Source organism: Rhodopseudomonas sp. WA056 (assembly GCF_010906995.1).
Lineage (GTDB): Bacteria > Pseudomonadota > Alphaproteobacteria > Rhizobiales > Xanthobacteraceae > Rhodopseudomonas > Rhodopseudomonas palustris_G.
The window spans coordinates 21,545-27,544 of sequence record NZ_QPFS01000064.1 but is presented as its reverse complement, the minus strand read 5'-3'; the positions used below and the strand labels follow the sequence as shown (position 1 = coordinate 27,544).

Annotated in this window: 4 protein-coding genes; 3 read left to right on the top strand and 1 reads right to left on the bottom strand. The window is 67.8% G+C overall.

What is annotated here, in order from left to right:
- The 3 genes from rpoD to DU475_RS13910 all read left to right on the top strand — a co-directional run.
- On the top strand, positions 1-1,391 hold a 1,391-nt coding region (rpoD, locus tag DU475_RS13920), incomplete at its 5' end, for an RNA polymerase sigma factor RpoD (protein WP_164632461.1).
- A gap of 72 nt (positions 1,392-1,463) precedes the next feature.
- On the top strand, positions 1,464-1,745 hold the full coding sequence (locus DU475_RS13915) for a hypothetical protein (protein WP_164632460.1): 282 nt from the start codon (positions 1,464-1,466) through the stop codon (positions 1,743-1,745).
- Between the two features lie 9 nt (positions 1,746-1,754).
- Positions 1,755-2,036 (top strand): type II toxin-antitoxin system RelE/ParE family toxin, encoded by a 282-nt coding sequence (locus tag DU475_RS13910; RefSeq protein WP_164632459.1) that lies wholly within the window; start codon positions 1,755-1,757, stop codon positions 2,034-2,036.
- A 283-nt stretch (positions 2,037-2,319) separates the two neighbouring features.
- Here DU475_RS13910 and smc read toward each other — a convergent pair whose 3' ends face one another.
- Complete coding sequence (gene smc / locus DU475_RS13905) at positions 2,320-5,784, bottom strand: chromosome segregation protein SMC (protein WP_164632458.1); 3,465 nt, start codon at positions 5,782-5,784, stop codon at positions 2,320-2,322.
- Positions 5,785-6,000 lie beyond the last annotated feature (216 nt).

The window sequence follows — 6,000 nt, the reverse complement described above, 5'->3', positions numbered from 1 at the left end:
CGCCGGCGGCTCCGCCGTCCGCGACCCCGTTCCGTCCCGCGCAGCAGCGCGGCGCCGCGCCGGCCGAAGGCGAGGGCGAAGGCGCGCCCGAGGGCGACGGCGACGACGACGAGTTCGAGAACCAGATGTCGCTCGCCGCGATCGAGGCCGAGCTGAAGCCGAAGGTGGTCGAGACCTTCGACAAGATCGCCGACAACTACAAGAAGCTGCGCAAGCTGCAGGAGCAGGACATCGCCAACCAGCTGCAGAACGAGCAGCTGTCGCCGTCGCAGGAGCGCAAGTACAAGAAGCTGAAAGACGAGATCATCGTCGAGGTGAAGTCGCTGCGCCTCAACCAGGCCCGTATCGACAGCCTGGTCGAGCAGCTCTACGACATCAACAAGAAGCTGGTGTCGTTCGAGAGCCGCCTGATGCGGCTCGCCGACAGCCACGGCGTCGCCCGCGACGACTTCCTGCGCAACTATCAGGGCTCGGAGCTCGATCCGCGCTGGCTCAACCGGGTGTCGAAGCTCTCGGCCAAGGGCTGGAAGAACTTCGTCCACCACGAGAAGGACCGCATCAAGGACCTGCGCCAGGAGGTGCAGTCGATGGCGGCGCTCACCGGTCTCGAGATCGGCGAATTCCGCAAGATCGTCCACTCGGTGCAGAAGGGCGAGCGCGAAGCCCGTCAGGCCAAGAAGGAAATGGTCGAGGCCAACCTGCGCCTCGTGATCTCGATCGCCAAGAAGTACACCAACCGCGGCCTGCAGTTCCTCGATCTCATTCAGGAAGGCAACATCGGCCTGATGAAGGCGGTCGACAAGTTCGAGTATCGCCGCGGCTACAAGTTCTCGACCTACGCCACCTGGTGGATCCGGCAGGCGATCACCCGCTCGATCGCCGACCAGGCCCGCACCATTCGCATCCCGGTGCACATGATCGAGACGATCAACAAGATCGTCCGCACCTCGCGCCAGATGCTCAACGAGATCGGCCGCGAGCCGACCCCGGAAGAGCTTGCCGAAAAGCTCGGCATGCCGCTGGAGAAGGTCCGCAAGGTCCTGAAGATCGCCAAGGAGCCGCTGTCGCTCGAAACCCCGGTGGGTGACGAAGAAGACAGCCATCTCGGCGACTTCATCGAGGACAAGAACGCGGTGCTGCCGATCGACGCCGCGATCCAGTCGAACCTGCGCGAGACCACCACGCGCGTGCTCGCCTCGCTGACCCCGCGCGAAGAACGCGTGCTGCGCATGCGCTTCGGCATCGGCATGAACACCGACCACACGCTGGAAGAAGTCGGCCAGCAGTTCTCGGTGACCCGCGAGCGCATCCGCCAGATCGAAGCGAAAGCGCTGCGCAAGCTGAAGCATCCGTCGCGGTCGAGGAAGCTGCGGAGCTTCCTGGATAACTAACGAGAGTAGGGTGGGCACAGGCGCGAAGCGCCGTGCCCACCCTCCACGCCTGATGAAGCCGAGGCCAAGCCGATGGCATCGAAGCGGCAGCTGATCGAGGTCGACGAGACCACCGCAACCCGTCTTCGCGAACGCGCCGACGCGCAGGGCATCTCGGTCGCCGAAGTGGTCGCCGGCCTGACAGCGCTGTCGGAAAGTCCTGTCGAGATTTCCGCCGAAGACCTCGCCGCGCTCGACCGGCAGGTCGCCGCCATCAAATCCGGCGAGGAAGCGACCTACCCGCAGGACGATGTCGAGCGCTGGCTCGCCACATGGGGCACGCCCGACTACAAGCCGTTTCCCAGAAGCCGATAGAAGTCCACCGTGAAGCTCGTCTGGTCGGACACTGCCATCGCCGATCTCGAACGCTTCGCCGAATTTCTCCGCGACAACCATCCCGCCATCGCAAGTCGCATCGCGCCCGAAATCGTCAAGCAGGCGCGGCTGATTGCCGACTATCCGCGGATCGGGCGTCCCGGCCCCGGCGGCTATCGCGAGCTGAATCTGCCGGTGCTCAACGCCGTCTATGTGCTGCGCTACACGTTCGATGGCGAACGGATCTTGATGCTGCGCGTCTTCCACAGCCGCGAGCAGCGCGATCCATGAATGCGGGGCTGAGCGATCGTAACCCGGACTTCGCTACGCCACCCGGACTAAGCGTGCCGCGAGACCACCCTCCCCTGGAGGGGGAGGGTCGCTCGCGCAGCGAGCGGGGTGGGGTGGCGAAGAGTTCATCCGCCGTGCCTGCGGCTCACCCCACCCCGTCACACGTCCCGCTCCGCGGGCCGCGTGCCGACCCTCCCCCTCCAGGGGAGGGTGAAGCGAGAGCCGGAGTAATGGCCCGAGGGCTTGCATCTGCGATTGCCCTCCCCAGCAGGGGCGGGAGAAATCACGCCACGTTCTGATCCAGAATATCCACCGCGCCCTGCAGGTCGACCGAGACGAGCTGGGAGACGCCGCGTTCGGCCATGGTGACGCCGAACAGGCGGTTCATGCGGGCCATGGTGATCGGGTTGTGGGTGATGATGATGAACCGCGTCTCGGTGGTTTCCCGCATCTGCTGCAACAGGTCGCAGAACCGTTCGACGTTGTGGTCGTCGAGCGGTGCGTCGACTTCGTCCAGCACGCAGATCGGCGACGGGTTGGTGAGGAACACGGCGAAGATCAGCGCCATCGCGGTCAGCGCCTGCTCGCCGCCCGACAGCAGCGACAGCGACTGCGGCTTCTTGCCCGGCGGCTTGGCGATGATTTCGAGGCCGGCTTCGAGCGGGTCGTCGCTTTCGATCAGCTTCAGCTCGGCCTCGCCGCCGCCGAACAGCGTGGTGAACAGCCGCTTGAAGTGACCGTTGACGACCTCGAACGAGGCCAAGAGGCGTTCGCGGGCTTCCTTGTTCAGGCTCTGGATGCCGGTGCGCAGCTTCTTGATCGCTTCGACCAGGTCGTCGCGCTCGGCCGCCAGCGTGCCGTGCTGGGTCTCGACCTCGTTCAGCTCTTCCTCGGCGCGCAGGTTGACGGCGCCGAGCCGTTCGCGGTCGCGGCGCAGCTTTTCCAGGTTCTCCTCGATTTCGGCGAGCGGCGGCAGGTCGGCGCCCTCGGCGATCTCGGCGAGCTGGGCCGCGGCTTGCGGTTCGACCTCGAGCATGTCGCGGATTTCGCGCTCGATGTCCTCGAGCCGGCGGCGGGCCGCCTCCATCCGCTCCTCGGCACGGGCGCAGGCTTCGCGGGCGCTGGAGAGCTGTTCGAGCGAGGCCTTCGCCAGGCGGTCGGTCTCGGCCATCGCCTGCTCGGCGGCGGCCAGGGCGTCGGCCGCGGCGCGGCGGTCGGCTTCGGCGTATTCGATCTCGGTGATCACCGCGCTGCGCTTTTCGGCGAACACTTCCGGCGCGTTGTCCAGCTCGGCGCGCTCGGCGGTGAGTTCGGCGACACGCTCCTCGACGGTGGCGATCTGCGAGGCCGCGCCGGCCTTGCGCTTCTGCCAGTCCATCCGCTCGGCGGCGATCGCCTGCAGCCGCTTGTCGGCGAGCTCGGCTTCGCGCGCCAGCGCCTGGGCTTCGGCGCGGATCTGCGCGGCGATGCGGCGGCGGCCGTCGATGTCGCCGCGGACCGCGGCGAGGCGGGCTTCCGCCTCGGTGTTCGGCTCCAGCTCGGCGATCTGCGCTTCGGCGTTCTCCAGCGCGGCTTCGGCTTCGGCGCGGTCGGTGGCGAGCCGCGACTGCGCCTCGGCCAGCGCCGATTTGCGTGCGGCGTGGCGGTTGATCTCACGCTCGGCGGCGGCGAAGCGCTCGCGCGCAGCGTCGACCTCGCGGCGGGCGCCGCGCAGGCTCTCACGCGAAGCGGTCTCTGCGGCGGCCGCCATCTTCAGTTCGGCTTCGGCGGTCTCCAGCGCCTGGCGCTTGGCGTTCGCCTCGATCCGGGCCTGTTCCAGCTCGTTTTCGATGTCGGTCAGCCGTGCCCGCTCGGCGAGGCGGCGGGCGGCGCCGGTCGGCGCATGGGCCGAGGCGACGAAGCCGTCCCAACGCCAGACGTCGCCGTCGAGCGACACCAGCCGCTGGCCGGTCTTGAGCTGCTCGCACAGCTCATTGCCGCGCTCCTTGGTCACGACGCCGATCTGGGCGAGGCGGCGCGCCAGCTCCGGCGGCGCGGTGACGTGCTGGGCCAGCGCCTCGACGCCTTCGGGCAGCGCCGGGTCTTCCGGCTGCACGCCGACATCGGTCCAGCGCATTGGCGCCGAGGGATCGACCGGGGCGTCGAGGTCGTCCCCGAGTACGGCGCCGATCGCTTTCTCATAGCCCTTGGCGACGGTGATGCCGTCGATGATCGGCGGCCACAGATTCTTGGTCTCGCCGTTGAGAATCTTGCTGATGGTCTTGGCTTCGGTCTCGAGCCGCTGCACCCGCTTGTCGGCTTCGGTCAGCGGGCTGCGCGAGCCATCCAGCGTCTGCCGGGCGGCGACATGGGCGGCTTCCGCGGCCTGCACCGCGGATTCCTGTTCGGCGAGCAGCTCCTGAGCGATCTCGACCGCTTCAGCGAGTTCGGTCAGGTCGCCGGCGCCGGAGGTCTCGGCGGCGAGCCGGTCGATTTCGCTCTCGACGTTCTTGATCTCGGTGTCGAGCCGCGCCAGCCGGTCGCGATGGGTGCGGACGCTCTGCTCGAACTGGTTGCGCCGCGCGGTCAGCTCGGCGAGCTGGGTGGTTAGTTCGGCGAACAACTGTTCGGCCTCGCTCAGCGAGGCATCGGCTTCGGCGACGCGCTCGTCGACGCCGCTGCGCTTCTCGACCCGCTCCAGGATCTCCTCGCGCAGCTCGACGTCTTCGGTGTCGAGCCGTTCCAGCGCGGCGTCGGCGTCGATCGCCAGCCGCTGCTCGCGTTCGACGTCGGAGGAAAACTGCGCCAGCCGCCGCTCCAGTTCGACCACGCGCTCCTTGGCACGGACCTCTTCGCGGTCGAGCTGTTCGCGGGCGTTGATCAGCCGCTGCAGGCCGGCGGCGGCGCGGGCCTCGGCCTCGCGCAGGCCCGGCAACGTTGAGGCGCGCTCGGCCTGGATGCGGGAAGCTTCGGCCTGCACCCGGGTGGTTTCGGCGAGCTGGCGCACGCCGAGATCGTGCACCTCGGCGGCGGCGGCGACCTCCGCCTGGGCGTCGCGCCAGCGCAGATGATACAGCATCGCCTCGGTCTTGCGGACCTTGGCGGCGACCTCACGGAACCGGATCGCCTGGCGCGCCTGCTTCTTCAGCCCGTCGACCTGGGTCGACAGCTGGCCGATCACGTCCTCGACGCGGGTCAGGTTGGTTTCGGCCGCTTTCAGCCGCAGTTCGGCTTCATGGCGGCGGGCGTGCAGGCCGGCGACGCCGGCGGCGTCTTCGAGCACGCGGCGGCGCTGTTCCGGTTTGGCCTGGATGATTTCACCGATCTTGCCCTGGTGGACCAGCGCCGGCGACCGCGCGCCGGTGGCGGCGTCGGCGAACAGCAATTGCACGTCGCGGGCGCGGACTTCGCGGCCGTTGATGCGATATTGCGAGCCGGCTTCGCGCTCGATCCGGCGCGAGATGTCCAGCGTATCGGAATCGTTCAGCGCCGCCGGCGCGGTGCGATCGGAATTGTCGATCGACATCACCACTTCGGCGTGATTGCGCGCCGGACGGTTGCCGGAGCCGGCGAAGATCACCGCGTCCATGTCGGTGGCGCGCAGCGATTTGTGCGAGGTCTCGCCCATCGCCCAGCGCAGCGCTTCCACCAAGTTCGATTTGCCGCAGCCGTTCGGCCCGACCACGCCGGTCAGACCCGGCTCGATCATGAAGTCGGTGGGCTCGACGAACGACTTGAAGCCGTGGAGGCGGAGACGCGTGAGTTTCATCTGATCCGATGCTCTATGGGCCGCAGGTTCCCGCGGCTGTAGCGAATCTCTCAATCAGGACAATACCATAGGTTGTCCCACCCGGTCGCAACTCGCTCGCAGCCGTTTGGCGACGTTAGCCGGCGACAATGGCGGCCGATTAAGGCATGAGCAACCACGCGGAAGGGCTTTTCCACGGCGGGATTCGCAGGAAATGCGCGATAAATCTGGGGATTT

Coding starts and splice junctions, on each gene's coding strand:
- smc (WP_164632458.1), bottom strand. CDS start 5,784: ATGAAACTCACGCGTCTCCGCCTCCACGGCTTCAAGTCGTTCGTCGAG.
- DU475_RS13915 (WP_164632460.1), top strand. CDS start 1,464: ATGGCATCGAAGCGGCAGCTGATCGAGGTCGACGAGACCACCGCAACC.